This window comes from Aeromicrobium sp. PFPM2_SD2 (assembly GCF_057364525.1).
On the sequence record NZ_JBNFNZ010000422.1, the window covers coordinates 1 to 2,143 of the forward strand.

The 2,143-nt window shown below is 75.0% G+C and carries 3 protein-coding genes; all 3 read right to left on the reverse strand.

Annotation, left to right across the window (positions count from 1 at the left end; all coding sequences use genetic code 11):
• Positions 1-285: 285 nt before the first annotated feature.
• Positions 286-813, reverse strand: coding sequence for an SAM-dependent methyltransferase (locus AC2W7G_RS14535; RefSeq protein WP_485869068.1), 528 nt, complete (start codon positions 811-813; stop codon positions 286-288).
• 17 nt (positions 814-830) lie between these two features.
• Positions 831-1,796: a precorrin-2 C(20)-methyltransferase gene (locus tag AC2W7G_RS14540; protein ID WP_485869066.1), complete on the reverse strand. Its 966-nt coding sequence runs from the start codon at positions 1,794-1,796 to the stop codon at positions 831-833.
• The coding region (locus tag AC2W7G_RS14545) for a precorrin-8X methylmutase (protein ID WP_485869067.1) at positions 1,793-2,143 on the reverse strand (351 nt) is incomplete at its 5' end. The genes AC2W7G_RS14540 and AC2W7G_RS14545, both read right to left, overlap by 4 nt.

Genomic DNA, 2,143 nt, shown 5'->3' on the forward strand with positions numbered 1-2,143 from the left:
GGCGATCATCCTCGTCGGCCGGCGCTGGCCCCGGACGTCCGCGGCGGCGAGTCGTTCCTCTACGCCGCCAGCCGCGAGCGCCGCGCGAGGCGCTAGGCGCTCGCTCCCGCCGCCCCCTCGGTGAGCGGTGAGCCAGCAACCGAATCAGGGGTGCTTTCCGTTGCCAGCTCACCGCTCCGGTGCTCGCTCCTCGGTGAGCGGTGAGCCAGCAACCGAACCGAGGGGCGGAAAGGCTGCCAGCTCACCGCTCCGCGGGTGGGTGCGCGGGCGTGGGCGGGGGCGGGGTCACTCGACGAAGCGGGGGCTCCAGACGCGTCCGCCGGGCGTGACCCGGGTGGACGAGGCGCCGATCAGCAGCAGGCACTTCATGTCGACGGTCTCGGGGTCGAGGTCGCCGAGCGTCGTGACGGTGAGGCTCTCCTCGGCGCGTCCGACGTCGCGGCCCACGACCACGACGGTCTCGGGCGCCTTGTGCTCCAGCAGCACCGCCTGGGCCTGCGCGACCTGCTCGGTGCGCGAGCGTGAGCGCGGGTTGTAGAGCGCCAGCACGAGGTCGGCCTCGGCGATGGCGCGCAGCCGCTTGACCACGACGTCCCAGGGCTTGAGCCGGTCCGACAGGCTCATCACCGCGAAGTCGGCGCCGATGGGCGCACCGGCCCGAGCCGCGACGGCCTGGACGGCGGAGATGCCGGGCACGACCCGCACCGCGACGCCGGCGTACCGCTCGTCCTCGGCGGCCTCGAACACCGCCGACGCCATGCCGAAGATGCCCGCGTCGCCGCCGGACACCACGGCGACGCGCTCGCCGGCCAGGGCGAGCCTCCGAGCGCCTACACGGGCGCGGTCGGACCTCGGACCGTCGCATTGCCCGACGCGTGCCGGACGAGGCCGGGCCGCTGCGGGACGCGCTGTACGTACGGGCCGTAGCCGACGACATGGCCCACCTCGGCCAGCACCTGCGACGCCTCGGGGGAGAGCCAGTGGTCCGGGCCGGGGCCGAGCCCTACGACGACGACCTCGGCCTCGGCGGCCGGGGCGACCGCCTCGGGGGCCGGGCTCTCGTACCGGGCCACGCCCGGACGCGTGTCGCCGGGCACCAGGACGATCGAGAAGTACGGGACGGTGTCGGGGTCGACGTCGGCCACCGGCAGCACCCGCTCGGCGTCCATCGAGGCGCGCTCGACGTACCAGGAGCCCTCGACGCGTCCGGCCTGCTCGAGCGCCGAGCGCACCTTGGCGAACGTGCGGCCGAGCTTCATGATCACGGCGCCGTCGGTGTCGGCCAGGCGGCGCGCGAGCTCGGGCTCGGGCAGCGTGCCGGGAAGCACCGTGAGCACGTCGGTCTGGCGCACGAGCGGCAGCGCGGTGGTGGCGGTGGCGGCGGCGAACGCCGGGACGCCGGCCACCACCTGCGTCTCGAACTCGTCGCTGAGCCGGTCGTGCAGGTACATGAACGAGCCGTAGAGCATCGGGTCGCCCTCGGCCAGCACGACGACGTCGCGGCCGGCGGCGAGGTGGGCGCGCAGCCGGTCGGCGCACTCGGCGTAGAAGTCGGCCATCGCGCCGGCGTAGCCGCCCGGGTGGTCGGACGTCTGCGTGGTGACGGGGTAGACCAGCTCCTCCTCGACGACGCCGTCGGGGATCAGGGCGGACGCGATGCGCCGCGCGTTGGACTGCTTGCCGACGCCGGAGTGGTAGACCACGACGTCCGCCGCACCGATGAGCCGGGCGGCCTTGAGCGTGATCAGCTCGGGGTCGCCGGGACCGACGCCGACGCCGAACAGCCGGCCGGTCACTCGCGCTCCTGGGCCAGGGCGTTGAGCGCGGAGGCGGCCATCGCCGACCCGCCCCGGCGTCCGGTGACGACGAGGTAGGGCACGTCGAGACCGGGCTCGTCCGTCGCGAGGTCGATGAGCGCCTGCTTGGACTCGGCCGCTCCGATGAAGCCGACCGGCGTGCCGATGATCGCGGCCGGACGCGGGGCGCCGTCGCGGAGCATCTCGAGCAGGTGGAACAGCGCGGTCGGGGCGTTGCCGAACGCGACGACGGCGCCCTCCATCCGGTCGGCCCACAGCGACACCGCGGCCGCCGACCGGGTCGTCGACCAGGCGCGGGCGAGGTCGGGCACGCGCGGGTCGCGCAG